We start from the raw sequence: 14,373 nt of genomic DNA, 5'->3' as shown, positions 1-14,373 counted from the left end.
ATCTGCGGCATCAAGCAACTCTAAATATAAGGAGAGAAACCGGTATGAGGAAAAAAGTGGAGAGAGTGGCCAAAAGGTTCGCGTTTCTGATGTTGGCTTCTGTGATTTTCATCGCCGCGTGCAGCCAGCCCGGTGTGACCCGGAAGAACGATTCCGGCGGCGCCGGGGGAACGGCCGGCTCCGGCAGCTCCGGGGCCCCGGGAACGGGCGGCACGGCGGTAGGATTCATCTTTGTCGGAACCAAGGACGATTACGGATACAACCAGGCCGCGTATCTCGGCAGCGAAGCGGTGGAAAAAGCATTCCCCGACCTGAAGGTGCTTCGGGCCGAGAACGTCCCGGAAACGGCGGAAGCCGAGCGTGTTATGGAGCAGATGATCAAAGACGGCGCAAAAATCATTTTCCCGACGTCCTACGGTCATCTCGATCCTGCGCTGAATGTCGCCAAGCGCTATCCGGACGTCGTCTTTTTCCACCAGGGCGGCTTGAAAACCGCGGACAATCTCGGCACGTATTTCGGCACCATCTGGGAGCCGGTTTATCTGGCCGGCGTTGCGGCGGGGAAAATGTCCAAGACAGGCAAGCTGGGCTATATCGTCTCGGTGCCGATTCCGCAGGTTCTGCTGAACGTCAATGCGTTTGAACTCGGGGCGAAATCCGTGAATCCGAACGCGACGACTTCCGTGGTCTTTACCGGAAGCTGGTGCGATCCGGGGCAGCAGGCGAATGCCGCGAACTCGCTGATCGACAGCGGGGTCGACGTATTAAGCCAGCACCAGGACTGCACGAAGACGGTTATTGAAACGGCCGAGCGGCGGGGCGCCATGTCGGTAGGCTACCACGCGGACGCTTCATCGCTCGCTCCGAAAGGCTGGATTGCCGGTTCCGTATGGAATTGGTCCGATCTGTACGTGGATATGGTAAGAACGGCGGTTGAAGGCAAATTCAAGGGCAGCGAGTACGACGGCAAATACCGCGGCACGCTCGCGGACAATGTCGTTCAGATGACCGGCTTCGGCGCGGGTGTGCCGGACGATGTGAAACAGTTCGTGGAACAGAAAAAGGAAGAGCTGTTAAACGGAACGCTGCAGCCGTTCAAGGGGCCGGTCAAGGACCAGGCGGGGCAAGTGCGGATCAAGGACGGTGAAACGCCGACGGTCGAACAGCTGGAAGCGGCCGATTATCTCGTCGAAGGCGTCATCGGAAACATTCCGCAATAAGCCGCAGGAAAAGGGGAGGATGCGCATGAGTGGTCTGGGAGGACTGAATAAGTCTCCGGGCGGCGTGGTTGTCGGTCTGGTGCAGATGAATCTGTCTGTCGTGGAGACGCCGGCACAGCTTGCGGAACAGACGAAAAGAATTGCCGCCATGACGGCAAAGGCCAAACGCGGACTCCGCAATATGGATCTTGTGGTTTTCCCGGAATATTCGCTGCACGGGCTGTCCATGAATACGGATCCGGCTCTGATGTGCCGGATCGACGGTCCGGAGGTCGGGGCGTTCCGGGCAGCTTGCCGGGAAAACCGGATTTGGGGCTGCTTCTCGATCATGGAAGCGAACCCGCACGGAAATCCGTACAATACGGGTCTGATCATCGACGACCAAGGGGAGCTCCGCTTGCATTACCGGAAGCTGCATCCCTGGGTTCCCGTGGAACCGTGGGAACCGGGCAATCTGGGAATTCCCGTCTGCGGCGGGCCGAACGGAAGCAAGCTGGCGCTGATTATTTGCCATGACGGGATGTTCCCCGAAATGGCCAGGGAGTGCGCGTATCTCGGCGCCGACATCATGATCCGGACCGCAGGCTACACGGCGCCGATCCGCCATGCGTGGCAAATTACGAATCAAGCCAATGCTTTCTGCAATCTCATGTATACCGTCTCGGTGTGCATGAGCGGAAGCGACGGGACGTTCGATTCCATGGGCGAGGCGATGATTGTCGGCTTCGACGGGGTGCCGCTGGTCACGGGCGGGGGCCGGCCGGATGAGGTCGTGTCCGGGGAGGTGCGGCCCTCGCTGGTCCGCGAAGCCCGCCGCCTGTGGGGCGTGGAGAACAATATTTATCAGCTCGGCCACCGCGGGTATGTGGCGGTAGACGGCGGGGCCAGAGACTGTCCTTACACGTATATGAAAGATCTTATGAATGAAAAGTACCGGCTGCCGTGGGAGGATGAGGTTGCCGTCAAGGACGGTTCGACCGAGGGCTTCCCGAAACCGGCGCGGAAATACAAGGATGGGTGAGTCGATGAATACGGCCGTGCAGACCTGGGTGAAAACGGCGGATACGATGGAGTGGTCGCCGATGCCGGATCATGTATCCTTGTTCCATCGCGAGATTGTTTCGGCGGCGGAAGCGGATGCGCTGCGTGTGCGCGCAAGCTCGGTGCTGTGGGAAAAAATCGGCGTCGGAGGCGCGGTGCTTCCCCACTTCCACAATGTGGCGGAAATCATTCATATTACCGCGGGCAAGGTTCGTCTGCTGTGCAACGGCGAATGGAAATCGTATCAAGCGGGCGACACGTTTCTCGTTCCCGCGGGAGTCGTCCATTCGGTTGCGAACGATGATGCGTCTCCGACCGAGCAGATCAGCATCTTTCTTCCGGTGGAAGAGGACGCGCCGCGCAACCGTTTTTTTGAAACGATTCGGGTTCCCGTGCCGACGGAGCGGCCGCTCACGGAAGGAAACGGGTGAGGAGATGAATTACCCGCTAATCGAACTGGGTGAAGCCTTGCCGTATCCGTTCGGCTTTCGTCCGGCCGGCACGGCCCTCATTGTGATTGACATGCAGAACGACTTCTGCGCGCCGGGCGGGTTCGGGGAACGGCTCGGGAACGACATTGCCCCTGCCCGGGCCATAATACCGGTGATATCGGGCGTTCTGGACGCCGCCCGAATGACCGGTCTGCTGGTCGTGCATACGAGGGAAGGGCATCTGCCGGACCTTTCCGACTGTCCGCCGTCCAAGCTGGAACGGAGCAGGCGGCAAGGAGCCGGGATCGGCGATATCGGCCCCATGGGACGCATACTGATCCGCGGGGAGCGGGGGCACGAGATCGTTTCCGAGCTTGCGCCCGTCCCGGGAGAGCCGGTCATCGACAAGCCGGGCAAAGGCGCGTTCTACCGGACGAATCTCCGGAACATTTTGGAAGAGAGCCATATCGAATCATTGATTCTGTGCGGGGTAACGACGCATGTGTGCGTGCATACGACGCTGCGGGAGGCGAATGACCGCGGATACCGCTGTCTCGTGCTGGAAGACGCGACCGCCGCTTTCGATCCCGCCGATCATGAGGCGGCCATTCATATGGTGCGGCAGCAAGGAGGCATCTTCGGATGGACGTCGGCTGCCGCGCCGTTCATCGCAGCTTTGCAAACGTAAATAGCGGACCGCCATCAGGAAAGGAAGGAAGCTATGGAAGACAACATGAGAGAGGGGTTTGCGGTTAAGGATCTGTTCGCCGTCCCCCATTTCAAGGAAGCGGTTCTTCTTGGCGGCGGCTCGGGCTTGGAAAGAACGATCAGCCGCATCAACGTAATGGAAGTTCCGGATGTCGTGGATTGGGTGCGGCCCGGAGAATTTCTGATGACGACCGGCTACCCGTTCAAGGATGATCCGGAAGTGCTGGTGACGCTGATTGCGCAGCTTGCCCAGAAAGGCGTCGTCGCCTTGGGCGTCAAAACGAAACGCTTCTTTGATGCGGTGCCGGCCGCCGCGGTTCAAGCCGCGGATCATTACGGCATTCCATTGATCGAGCTTCCGCCAAGCACGACATTTTCCGATGTGGTCCGCGAAGTGATGGAACGGGTACTCGTGTCGGAATCCAGAGATCTGACCATCCTGCAAGGCCGGGTTCAACGCCTGTCTCACGTGCTGCTGCACGGAGACGGGCTTCCTGCTTTTCTGCATCACCTTCAGCTGATGATTAAAAATCCGGTCGTGCTGCTTGATCCTCACAACCAATGGATCGCGTCGTCCGACGCGGAGCGGCTGTGTGTCCGGATGGGGGATGCCGAATGGGAACGAATTCGCGCGGACCGCGCCCCGGAAACGAGTATTGTGCCGATCGGAGACGAGACCGTCCGGGTTCACGTGACCACGGTGCCCGGCGGACAACCCGGGTCCTATCTTTTGCTGATATTGGAATACGCCAACGAGAACGGAATCGTCGATTCGTTGACCGTGAACTGGGCCGGCCGTTTGCTCGGCTTTGAAATCAGCAACATGCAGGCGCGAAGAAACATCGAGGCGAAATATTTTGATCAATTTTTGCAGGATTGGATGGCGGGGCGGATCGTTTCGGAGGTCGATTTGCGGCTCAGGGCGGAAGCCTGCGGATGGCCTTTGGCCCAAGGGGCGGCCTATTTGGCGGGCGTTGTCTCTTTCCGGGATACAAGAGCGGAGGTGAGAGAGCTTCAGGAACTGGCGAGGCGATTGAATGGGGAGGGCGCGCCGCGCAAAAGCGGAGTGAAATGGACCGTTCTGGAAGGGGAACTCGCCGCCCTTTTCACACTGGGGAGCGCCGAAAAAGGAACGGGCGGCGACATTGTCGGTCATGCCTGGTCCATCCTGCAGCCGTTGCTGCAGGAACGGCGGGCGTCTCTTTGTCTGGGGCGGGAAGCGGCCTCGCAAGGCGAGGTGCACGCCAGCTTTCGCGATGCGAAAAGGGCTGCGGAAATCAGAAGCATCTGCCGGTTGCAAAGCGACATTGTGCGCTACGCCGATCTCGGGATTTATTTGCTGCTGTATCGTTTGCAGGGCGCCGGGGAGCTGGAAGAATACAAGCGTCTGTATTTACAGCCTTTGCTTGAATTGGACAGGAAGCAGCAAGGCGCGCTGATGAATACGCTTCGCACCTATTTTCATTGCAATTGCAACGCGAAAGAAACGGCGGAACGAATGTTCGTCCATTACAACACGGTCAGTTACCGGCTGGACCGAATCAAAAACGAACTCGGCCTGCGTCTGGACGATCCGGAAACCAAATTGCTGCTGCAGTTGGCGATCAAAATACATGAAATCAACGAGTTGAAGTGAAGTCGGGTGCTCCGTTCCCGGGAATTATGATTCCCATTCAAGGCGGGCGCAATTCGGCGGCGGAAAAAAAGCGCCGTTCACTGCATCATCTGCAGCACGGCGCGGGAGCATTGCTCGGGGTTGTATTGCTGGTTCCGTTTGGTCATCAGCGTCCGGCGGTATTGCACGGTCGTGTAGGGCTGCTGAATGAGCGTGAACCATTTGTCTATGGACGATTCGTCCGCGAGCATTTCGCCGAAGCCGTTTCGTACGAAGTATTCGCAGTTCTCTTCTTCCTGCCCTGGAATCGGCTCGTAGAACAGCATCGGCATGCCTTTGCTGAGCCCCTCCGTGCACGTCATGCCGCCCGGCTTCGTGATCAGCAGGTCGGACGCGTCCATCAGCTTGCTTACCTCGCGGGTGAAGCCGAGAATCCGGATGTTGGGGTGCCGGAAGGAAGGATTCGATTCCAGGCTTTCCTTCGCCTTTTCGTTGCTGCCGACGCAGAAAATCATCTGGACCTGCTCGCGGTAGGTTTTGGCCATGTACTCGAACAGATCGTTGTCGTCGTTCAGCAGCCCCCAACCGCCGCCCATGACCAGCACCGTCGGCATCGGCTTGAGGCCGAACTGCTTCTGCATGTCCTTCTTGTCATAGGTCATCCAGAAATTCGGGTGAACCGGGATGCCCGTCACCTCGATCCTCGCTTCCGGGATACCGTGCTCGATCAGCTTGCGTTTGACGACGGGGGTGGAAACCAGATATTTGTTCACCTCGGCGTTCGTCCAGGTGCCGTGCGCGTCGTAATCGGTAATCAAGGTGTACAGGGGCACGTTCAGCCCGAGTCTCTTCAGGCGGGCAACGACCGCGTTCGGCACGGGATGGGTGCAAATGATGAGATCCGGCTTCAGCTGCGTGATCACCTGGGAGGTTTGCGTATAAAAAATGCGATGAAGCGCAAGCTGGGTGAATCGGTTGAGGGATCGCTTGTAGTTCGTCCGGTACATCATGCCGACCAGCTTCGGCTGCTTGCTGACCGTTTTGCGATAGGCCGATACAATCCAGGGCCCAAGCACCGGATTCAGAAATTTCCCCAGCTCGATGACCCGGGTCCGGATGTCGGGGTTGAGCTGTCGTATGCCGACGGCCAGCGCGTAGGCGGCTTGGGTATGTCCGGACCCGAACCCTTCCGATAGCAGAAGCACTCGTTTCTTACGCATCGTCTCACCTACTTTTCCTAATACCATATTACGAAAGGTGGATACCGGTTGACAAGGCAGGCGGGAGTCCGAAAGCCTGTCCTTATCTTAAGTTATCCTAAAGAAAAACGAAATGTGCGGTATAATGGGTAAAGATTGAACGATATACCAGACGAGTCGGAGGTCGAAAAAGTTGAACGAGATCGAAATCGGGAGCGTCGGCGTCCAGGCCGGGCAGCTGGCGAGAATGGCGTATAAGTCGGGCGTCTATGTCGGTGAAGTGGTGGAATTCAACGGCGCGCGCGCCTTGATGAAGACGCTGGCCGTGCTGAAGCATCCGGAGCAGGGTGACCTCCATCACCCGTACGATCCGGATGTTCCGATGTTCCATCAGCGGCGCGCGCTGAGCCATACGGAGAAGGTTAATGTGCCGACCCGTGAGCTGCAGCCTTTCGCGGGTGCCGTTCCGGAGTACCGGGAATCGCTGCTGCGGGCGCTGGATGAGGAATGGAACCGGCTGGACCGGCTGAAGCGCTGGGCCGAGCAGGGCATCCGCCACCTTGACGAGCTTCGCGGCGAATATTGAAGGGCCCGTGACGGAAGGGCTGTCTCCGAAAGCAGATGACTCTGCTCTCGGGGACAGCCCTGTGCCGTCGTTCCTGAATAAATAGAATTACTCGTTGATAAATGCTGCTTTCAGCTTGGCGCGGTATTCGACCTGGAAGCCCAGGCCGTCGGAGAGCGCGGCAAGCGGCACATAGGTCTTGATCTCGCTGCCTGACCGCTGCAGGAAAGCGGGCACATCGACCGGCACGCTTCTGCCGTTCACCCGCATCGTCTTCGCGCCGATCGTCAGCTCGACCGTTGTGCCGCCCAGCGAGACCGTCGCTTTCTGCGTCTTGCCTTCCCATCTTGTCGTCGCCTTCACGGCGTCGGCGATATCGCGAAGCACCAGGAAGGTGCGGTTGTTCTTCACGACCGGTTTGAACTCCGACAGAACCTCGCGGCCGCCTACGATGACCGATATCGGCGTTGTTGCGTCTCTCGGCGCGACGGCGCGCGTCTCGCCCCAGACCGCCTCGGCGAACGCTTCTCCGATCGCCTGATAACCGGACTGCGACGGGTGAATGTCCTGGCCGCGGGAGGCGACAATCGCCGTAAACGCGGCTTCGCGTCCGACGAATGCCTTGGACGGAAAAGCGGGCTTCACCTGCAAGCCTTCCATCGACAGCCGGGCCGTTACCGCCTCGAGACGCTCCCTGACGCGTCCCGCCACAGCCTGCAGCCTGTCATACACTTCAGGCTCGACGCCGATCAGCCCGGTTTTCTTCGGCACCGGCGAATATACGTCGCCGACCACGATCCGAGCTTTCGGGTTGACGGCCGCGATCGATCGGATCGAAGCTTCCAGCGAGCTTTCGTACGCTTCCAATGCGCCGGTCAGCCAGAGCTCGGCTTCGGCCGGATTGCCGATCAGCCCGATCACCGGGCTGAAGTCGTTGCCGCCGATCATCACCGCGACCAGATCGGCGCCCGACAAAGCGGCCCGCGTCTCGGGCACGGCTTTCAGCATGGCGGCTGCGCGAGGGTCGGGAAGCGGCTTCTCCTGTCCGAGCTCCGCCTCCGTAACCGGCGTGTCCCGCTCGACGGCCGCCAGGAAATTTTTCAAGCCGATCGTCTGCAAGCCCAGGATTCCGTAATTGTACATTTCCGCCCGGCCGCGGAACAGCGCCTGCTCGAACAGCCTGTCCACGTAGCCGTAAGGCACAGGCATCACGTCCATTTGGTCCATGCCGTATTCGTATCCGGCCGTGAGCGAGTCGCCGAACGCGACGATGCGGTAGGCGTCCTTCGCCCGTACGCTTGCCGCGGCGTCCATTTTTGTCTCCGCCCCCGCGGCCGCATAAGGAACCCGCGGAATCTCTTCCGCCGAAACCGCCGCCATGCCGGCGAGCAAAGCGGCCGCAAGTGCCGCCGCCAGCGTATGCGCTGCCCTTTTCCCGAATTTTCCGTTCAATGACCCCACATCCTTTGCATGTTGGAATGAGCAAAAAATCACTTATCGCGACCATAAAAAAGATTAAATAGATATCGGTAAAGGGGGATGGTAAAATAATATGGTGAAAATGCAAATGATGCGCGAAATAATCCATTTCTGACGGACAGGGAATGGGCTATACTAGAGTACTATGATGCAAACTTCAGCTGTTTCCGGCCCGAGCCGCTTCCGCGCGCTCGCTGTTACCATTCTATGACAAAAGCCGCTGGAAATGAAGCATTTTGTTCTCTACATGAGCGGCTTGCACAAAATCTTTTGATAGAGAGGTTGCACAACATGAAAGTTAATCGTTTGGGATTGCCGCCGAAGCAAGGCCTGTACGATCCGCAGTTCGAGAAGGACGCCTGCGGCATGGGCTTTGTGGCGAATATCAAAGGCATCAAGTCGCACAAGATCATCCGGCAGGCGCTTACCGTCCTTGAGAACATGGAGCACCGCGGAGGTCAAGGCAGCGAACCGAATACGGGCGACGGCGCCGGGATCATGATACAGATTCCGCACGCTTTCTTTTCGAGGGAATTGAAAGGGTTGAAAATCCAGCTTCCGGCAGAGGGCGACTATGCCGTAGGCATGCTTTTCCTGCCGCATGACGAGAAGCTTCGCGCGGAGCATGAACGCCGCTTCGAGGCGATCGTGCGCGAGGAAGGCCAGACCTTCCTCGGTTGGCGGACCGTGCCGACCGACGACGAGAAGCTGGGCGAATCGGCGAAGGCCGTGAAGCCTTTTGTCCGCCAGGTATTCATCGGCCGCGGAGCGGGCGTGGAAGGCGAGCTTCCTTTCGAGCGCAAGCTGTACGTCATCCGCAAGCGCGCCGAGCTGGCGATCCGTTACGGCGGCGTCGAGGGCGGGGACATGTTCTATTTCTCGAGCCTCTCGAGCAAGAAGATCGTATACAAAGGGATGCTTACGACCGAACAGGTGCGTTCCTTCTATATCGAGCTGAACGACGAAGCGATGGAAACCGCGATTGCGCTCGTCCACTCGCGTTTCAGCACCAACACGTTCCCGAGCTGGGAGCGCGCTCATCCGTACCGCTACCTGATTCATAACGGCGAGATCAATACGCTGCGCGGCAACATCAACTGGATGCATGCCCGCCAGACGCTGTTCGCGTCCGAGCTGTTCGGCGAGGACATGGAGAAGATCAAGCCGGTCGTCAATCCCGACGGCTCGGATACGGCGATGTTCGACAACACGCTGGAATTCCTGTATCTGGCCGGCCGGTCGCTGCCGCACGTGGCGATGATGATGGTGCCGGAGCCGTGGTCGGGCCACGAGAGCATGAGCGAAGAGAAGAAGGCGTTCTACGAGTATCACAGCACCCTGATGGAGCCGTGGGACGGACCGGCCGCGATGGCGTTTACCGACGGCACGCAGATCGGCGCTATTTTGGACCGGAACGGCCTTCGTCCGGCTCGTTACTACGTGACGAAGGACGACCACATCATTCTGGGCTCCGAAGCCGGAACGGTCCCGATCGAGCCGGAAAACATTCTGTATAAAGACCGCCTCCGTCCGGGACGGATGCTGCTTGTCGACACGAAGGAAGGGCGCATCGTCTCCGATGAAGAGGTGAAGGCGCGCATCGCGTCCGAGAAGCCTTACCGCGAATGGCTTGACGAGCATCTCGTCGGCCTGGACGATCTGCCGGAAGCGGTCGAGCTGCCGGAACCGGACCACACGACCGTACAGCGCCGCCAAAGGGCGTTCGGCTATACGTTCGAGGACCTTCGCAAGGTGCTGGAGCCGATGGCCGGCAGCGGCGTGGAGCCGATCGGCTCGATGGGCTACGACGCGCCGCTTGCGGTGCTGTCGGAACGTCCGCAGCGTTTGTACAACTACTTCAAGCAGCTGTTCGCCCAAGTGACGAACCCGCCGATCGACGCGATCCGCGAGGAGATCATCACGGCGACCGGCACGACGATCGGTCCCGAGCGCAACCTGCTCGCGCCGGAGCCGGAAAGCTGCCGCCATATCAAGCTGGCGTCGCCGGTGCTCTCCAACGAGGAGTTCGCGAAGCTGCGCCACATCCGCCGTCCGGGCTTCAAGTCGATCACGATTCCGATCTTCTTCCCGGCGGACGGCGGCGAGGCCGGCCTGCGCGATGCGCTCAAGACGATGTGCGAAGCGGCCGGCCGCGTCATCGCGAAGGGCCATAACATCATCATTCTGTCCGACCGCGGCATCGACAAGGACAATGCGGCCATCCCGGCGCTGCTTGCCGTATCGGCGCTGCATCACCATCTGATCCGGCAGGGCACGCGGACGAAGGTCAGCCTGATGCTCGAGTCCGGGGAGCCGCGCGAGGTGCATCATTTCGCCCTGCTGCTCGGCTACGGGGTCAGCGCCGTCAACCCGTATCTCGCGTTCGAGACGCTGGACGACATGATCCGCCAGGGCTTGCTCCGCGGCGTTACGCACGAGAAGGCGGTTAAGAACTTCATCAAGGCCGCCACCAAAGGCGTCGTCAAGATCCTGTCCAAAATGGGCATTTCCACGGTGCAATCGTACCGCGGCGCCCAGATTTTCGAAGCGGTCGGCCTGCGCGAGGACGTCATCGACGAATTCTTCACTTGGACGCCGTCCCGCATCGGCGGCATCGGCCTGGACGTCATCGCCGAGGAAGCGCTCAAGGCGCATAACTATGCGTTCGGGGACAAGGAGGGCGCCATGCTGGAGCTGGACTCCGGCGGCGAGTATCAATGGCGCAAGGACGGGGAGGAGCACCTGTTCAACCCGCAGACGATCCATACGCTGCAGATGTCGACGCGCCAGAACGATTATAAGCTGTACAAGAAATATTCCCATCTTGTGCAGGGCGAAGACCGCAAATACGCGACGCTCCGTTCGCTGCTCGAGTTCAGGAAAGGCAATGCGGTTCCGCTTGATGAGGTGGAGCCGGTAGAGTCGATCTTTAAACGGTTCAAAACGGGCGCCATGTCCTATGGCTCCATCAGCAAGGAAGCGCATGAATCGCTCGCGATCGCGATGAACCGGATCGGCGGCAAGTCGAACACCGGCGAGGGCGGCGAGGACCCTGCGCGATTCATTCCGGATGCCAACGGCGATTCGCGCCGCAGCGCGATCAAGCAGGTCGCTTCTGGGCGCTTCGGGGTCACGAGCAACTACCTGGTGAACGCCGACGAGATCCAGATCAAGATGGCGCAGGGCGCCAAGCCGGGCGAGGGCGGCCAGCTGCCGGGCCGCAAGGTTTACCCGTGGATCGCGGAAGTGCGCGGGTCCACGCCGGGCGTCGGCCTGATCTCGCCGCCGCCGCACCATGACATCTATTCGATCGAGGACCTGGCGGAGCTGATCCACGATCTCAAGAACGCGAATCCGCGGGCGCGGATCAACGTCAAGCTCGTCTCCGAAGTCGGCGTCGGCACGATTGCGGCCGGCGTTGCCAAAGGACGCGCGGACGTCATCCTGATCAGCGGCTACGACGGCGGCACCGGCGCTTCGCCGATGGCCTCGATGCGCCATGCGGGCCTGCCGTGGGAGCTGGGCCTGGCGGAAACGCATCAGACGCTCATGCTCAACAACCTGCGCGACCGCGTCGTCGTGGAGTGCGACGGCAAAATGATGAACGGCCGCGACCTGGCGATCGCCGCGCTGCTCGGCGCCGAGGAGTTCGGCTTCTCGACCGCTCCGCTCGTCGTTCTGGGCTGCGTGATGATGCGCGTCTGCCAGCTGGATACCTGTCCGGTAGGGGTGGCGACGCAAAACCCGGAGCTGCGCAAGAAATTCATGGGCGATCCGGCTTACGTGGTCAACTACATGCGTTTCGTTGCGGAGGAGCTGCGCGAAATTATGGCGGAGCTCGGCTTCCGTACCATCGACGAGATGGTCGGCCGCTCCGATATGCTGGAAACCAAGCAGGCGATCGACCATTACAAGGCCAAAGGCCTGGACCTGACGCCGCTGCTGTACCAGCCGGAAGTGCCGGCGAACGCGCCGCGCTATTGCGTGCAGGAGCAGAATCACGGGCTGGATGATTCGCTTGACGTGAAGCAACTGCTTCCGCTGGCGCAGCCGGCGCTGGAGAAGGGCGAAGCGGTCAGCGCGACGCTGCCGGTAGCCAATACGAACCGCGTGGTCGGCACGATTGTCGGCAGCGAAGTGACACGCCGTTACGGCGCCGCGGGGCTTCCGGAGGATACGATCCGGTTCCATTTCGTCGGTTCCGCCGGCCAAAGCTTCGGCGCTTTCGTACCGAAGGGAATGACGCTGTCGCTTGAAGGCGATTCGAACGACTACGTCGGCAAGGGCCTGTCGGGCGGCAAAATCATTATCGCGCCGTCGCCGAAGGCGACGTTCAAGGCCGAAGAGAACGTCATTATCGGCAATACGGCGTTCTACGGCGCGACCGGCGGGGAAGCGTACATCCGCGGCATCGCGGGCGAGCGCTTCGCGGTCCGCAACAGCGGCGTGAAGGTCGTCGTCGAGGGAACCGGCGATCACGGCTGCGAGTATATGACCGGCGGGCGCGTCGTCGTGCTCGGCGCCACCGGACGCAACTTCGCCGCGGGCATGTCGGGCGGCATCGCGTACATCTATGACGCGGCGGGGGACTTCTATCGCCATTGCAATATGGAAATGGTCGGCCTCGAGCGCTTGGAGGATGAAGCGGAAATCGAGGAAGTCCAGACGATGATCCGCCGCCACGTCGAGTACACCGGCAGTGCAGTCGGCAAAGCGGTGCTGAACGATTGGCCGAACGCCTTGCCCAAGTTCGTGAAGGTTATTCCGAAGGACTTCAAGCGGATGCTGGAGCAAATCGAGAAAATGCATGACTCGGGCCTTGAGGGCGAAGCCGCCTTGCTGGCGGCATTCGAGGCAAACATGCGGGATTTGGCCCGCGTGGGCGGAAACTGATTCCGCGAATATAGATAACCGCAACCGGAGGTTTCGTGTCGAAACCTCCGGTTTTTTTGTGTGGATCGGGTGTTTTATTGTCTGATGCGAGTGGTAAATACCCATTCTTCAGGAAAACGAATCTGAGATTTTTTTAAGCGCAAATCGCACCTTTTCGACAAAAAACTACGCTGGGTTCGCACATTAATCGACAGACAGCCGAGGTTCAACCCATTATAATAAGCCATATCGATGCCGCCGAACCAGATGCGATCCATAATTGATTAGAGAGATATTTAAGGCTGGGAGTGTGAGTATGATTAACGATGGAAGTATCGAGCTGACGACTGTCGAAACGGAACAGGTGCAACTCGACGTATATCTGCTGTTAGAGCAGCTGGGCATTTCGAAGGCGAAGTGGGTAGAGCATTCCATGTCGGTCATGCAAGACGCGGTCTCGGGAGAGTAGGAGATTCGTGCCGCAAGGTTCCGGCTCGGATCGGCGCCGGATCGGCGCTTCGCGCGGCCGGTTTCTTTACTTGTCCTCCATGCCGGGCGTTCCCATGAACTTTTTGACCGCTTGCATCCTTGTGAACGCACCTGTAAAAGAGACATCAGGCTTGCTACGCCATACAGCTTATCATAAACCTTTTTATGATACGAAATGTATCATTCGGGTTTACAAAATGAAGCGAAAGAGCGAGGTCGGTGCAGGGTGAAAACGTGGGAAGTTACGCAAGAGCGTCGTCAATTGCGGCTGAAGTACCCGGGGATGACATGGGCCAGTCTGTCGGTCGTCAGCGTCGGGGGCAAGCAGGTGCGGTCGGGCGTCCGGCCGGTGCTGATTATGAACCTGAGTACGGACGGCCTTCATTTCGCCAGTTCTTTGAAGTTTCCGGTTCGGCAAGATTACCGGGTCGGCTTTGATTTCGATCTGGACGGCCGGCGTCTCAGCTGCAGCGGCGAGATCGTATGGCAGAACATCGAAGAGAATCTGTATGTATACGGCGTCCGCCTGATTCTGAATGAGCGGGAGATGGAGGAACTCCTGGCGGCTATGGAACGCAAGCTCCTGGCGGCGGCCGCTGAAGCGAAAATGCACGATACGTACCGCAGGATGTCCGAATATGAAACGCATATCAGCGATGTCGCGCCGTTTCTTGATCTTTGCAGGTAGGGCATAACCTTGCTGGAAATAGTGAATATGATACAATCCATAAAGAGAACGGTCATGGAGGATGCT

11 protein-coding genes are annotated in these 14,373 nt (G+C 59.4%); 9 read left to right on the top strand and 2 right to left on the bottom strand.

The window, feature by feature from the left end:
- Window positions 1–44: 44 nt before the first annotated feature.
- From RWM61_RS06450 to RWM61_RS06430, 5 genes are read left to right on the top strand one after another with little or no spacing between them, the layout of a single operon-like run.
- Window positions 45–1,220: a BMP family ABC transporter substrate-binding protein gene (locus tag RWM61_RS06450; RefSeq protein ID WP_313998676.1), complete on the top strand. Its 1,176-nt coding sequence runs from the start codon at window positions 45–47 to the stop codon at window positions 1,218–1,220.
- A gap of 25 nt (window positions 1,221–1,245) precedes the next feature.
- Window positions 1,246–2,241 (top strand): formamidase, encoded by a 996-nt coding sequence (locus RWM61_RS06445; RefSeq protein WP_313998674.1) that lies wholly within the window; start codon window positions 1,246–1,248, stop codon window positions 2,239–2,241.
- Between the two features lie 4 nt (window positions 2,242–2,245).
- Window positions 2,246–2,692, top strand: a complete 447-nt coding sequence (locus RWM61_RS06440) for a cupin domain-containing protein (RefSeq protein ID WP_313998672.1) — start codon at window positions 2,246–2,248, stop codon at window positions 2,690–2,692.
- Window positions 2,693–2,696: 4 nt separating this feature from the next.
- The gene (locus RWM61_RS06435; protein ID WP_313998670.1) at window positions 2,697–3,380 is read left to right on the top strand and encodes an isochorismatase family cysteine hydrolase; all 684 of its coding nucleotides are present in this window, start codon (window positions 2,697–2,699) and stop codon (window positions 3,378–3,380) included.
- Window positions 3,381–3,413: 33 nt separating this feature from the next.
- Window positions 3,414–5,036: a PucR family transcriptional regulator ligand-binding domain-containing protein gene (locus RWM61_RS06430; protein WP_313998667.1), complete on the top strand. Its 1,623-nt coding sequence runs from the start codon at window positions 3,414–3,416 to the stop codon at window positions 5,034–5,036.
- 77 nt (window positions 5,037–5,113) lie between these two features.
- On the opposite strand, the gene RWM61_RS06425 is transcribed toward RWM61_RS06430, so the two are convergent.
- Entirely contained in the window at window positions 5,114–6,235 is a 1,122-nt protein-coding gene (locus tag RWM61_RS06425) for an MGDG synthase family glycosyltransferase (RefSeq protein WP_313998665.1), read from the bottom strand.
- Window positions 6,236–6,407: 172 nt separating this feature from the next.
- On the opposite strand from RWM61_RS06425, the gene kapB reads away from it, so the two are divergent.
- On the top strand, window positions 6,408–6,800 hold the full coding sequence (gene kapB / locus RWM61_RS06420) for a sporulation phosphorelay system protein KapB (RefSeq protein ID WP_313998663.1): 393 nt from the start codon (window positions 6,408–6,410) through the stop codon (window positions 6,798–6,800).
- A gap of 87 nt (window positions 6,801–6,887) precedes the next feature.
- On the opposite strand, the gene RWM61_RS06415 is transcribed toward kapB, so the two are convergent.
- A complete protein-coding gene (locus RWM61_RS06415) occupies window positions 6,888–8,231 on the bottom strand; it encodes a stalk domain-containing protein (protein WP_313998661.1) in 1,344 nt (447 codons plus the stop codon).
- A gap of 318 nt (window positions 8,232–8,549) precedes the next feature.
- On the opposite strand from RWM61_RS06415, the gene gltB reads away from it, so the two are divergent.
- The 3 genes from gltB (at window position 8,550) to RWM61_RS06400 (ending at window position 14,307) form a co-directional block, all read left to right on the top strand.
- On the top strand, window positions 8,550–13,151 hold the full coding sequence (gene gltB, locus RWM61_RS06410; RefSeq protein WP_313998659.1) for a glutamate synthase large subunit: 4,602 nt from the start codon (window positions 8,550–8,552) through the stop codon (window positions 13,149–13,151).
- 295 nt (window positions 13,152–13,446) lie between these two features.
- Window positions 13,447–13,599, top strand: coding sequence for a hypothetical protein (locus RWM61_RS06405; protein ID WP_313998657.1), 153 nt, complete (start codon window positions 13,447–13,449; stop codon window positions 13,597–13,599).
- Window positions 13,600–13,845: 246 nt separating this feature from the next.
- The gene (locus RWM61_RS06400; protein WP_313998654.1) at window positions 13,846–14,307 is read left to right on the top strand and encodes a PilZ domain-containing protein; all 462 of its coding nucleotides are present in this window, start codon (window positions 13,846–13,848) and stop codon (window positions 14,305–14,307) included.
- The last annotated feature ends 66 nt before the right edge of the window (window positions 14,308–14,373 follow it).

This window comes from uncultured Paenibacillus sp. (assembly GCF_963515335.1).
Lineage (GTDB): Bacteria > Bacillota > Bacilli > Paenibacillales > Paenibacillaceae > Paenibacillus_I.
The sequence above is the reverse complement of the archived record's forward strand: the minus strand, read 5'-3'. Positions and strand labels throughout refer to the sequence as shown.